We start from the raw sequence: 967 nt of genomic DNA on the forward strand, positions 1-967 counted from the left end.
AGTTGCGGATTGCCGTTGTCTTCCTAAGACCGCTTGGCCTCCGACTTACCTCTTGTAATAAATACTTGTTAACAATTTCAATATTTGGAATTCCATCACAAGTTGTATAAAATAATTTCTTTCCTTGAAATTGATAAAAAGCATAAAGATATGGATTTAGAGATGGCGGATGGAATGGTATAAAAATGATCAATTTTTCAGCTTTTGGAATATAATATGGATTTTTTGTTATTGTCGCAATTTCTCCATTTTCTCTTAATACTTCAGCTATATCTTCTGAAACATTTGATATAGAAGAATAATTCATAGTTAAAATTGCAGTTTTCATAATTGAAATCTAAAAATTAAGACAAAAATAAAGCTGAGTGATAACTTAACCTATAATTCATATAATAAATATAATGTATATGGTTGATTGGATTTAATAGCATTTAAAAATGTCAAATCCAAATTTATCGCTATGGCACTTTTAGGATATGAATGCCCAATTTGTGGAAAAATTTATATAAAAAGAAAAAGTATGGTTACTCATTTAAGAAAGCATAATAAAAATTTAAAATTATCTAATTGTAGAAGGATAAGTTTAAGAACTGGAGAATATATAGAAATAAAGGCTGAAGAAGAATAAAGAAAAAAAGAAAAAAATAGCTTAAATATTTTAACTTACATATCCAGTTGGGCTTCCAGTTATAATATTAACTACAGCGTCAAGAACTTGTGGATTTGCGTTAAAGGCTGAAATATAATATGCTTTCAAACCGCTAATCATATTTACTAATGCCGGGCCACCACCAATCCTATTAAGTGCTCTAGCTATCTTTAATGCAAAACCTTGATAAACTGCCCTGTTAGGACCAGTTATTCCATATTGTGATAATACTGCACTAACATTTTCATTTATCGCGGTAAACTTAGGTACATTAGTCTGGAAATTTTGTTGGGCAACTGGAGCTACATTTGACAATAG

The 967-nt window shown here is 29.5% G+C and carries 2 protein-coding genes; one reads left to right on the forward strand and one right to left on the reverse strand.

What is annotated here, in order from left to right; translation table 11 throughout:
• Window positions 1–415 precede the first annotated feature (415 nt).
• Entirely contained in the window at window positions 416–628 is a 213-nt protein-coding gene (locus tag ABDZ76_RS17555; RefSeq protein WP_198968530.1) for a C2H2-type zinc finger protein, read from the forward strand.
• A 30-nt stretch (window positions 629–658) separates the two neighbouring features.
• On the opposite strand, the gene ABDZ76_RS17560 is transcribed toward ABDZ76_RS17555, so the two are convergent.
• A partial coding sequence (locus ABDZ76_RS17560; RefSeq protein WP_343808661.1) for a hypothetical protein occupies window positions 659–967 on the reverse strand: 309 nt, incomplete at its 5' end.

The sequence above is a fragment of the Paenochrobactrum glaciei genome (genome assembly GCF_039522165.1).
In the GTDB taxonomy this organism is placed as follows: Bacteria; Pseudomonadota; Alphaproteobacteria; order Rhizobiales; family Rhizobiaceae; genus Paenochrobactrum; species Paenochrobactrum glaciei.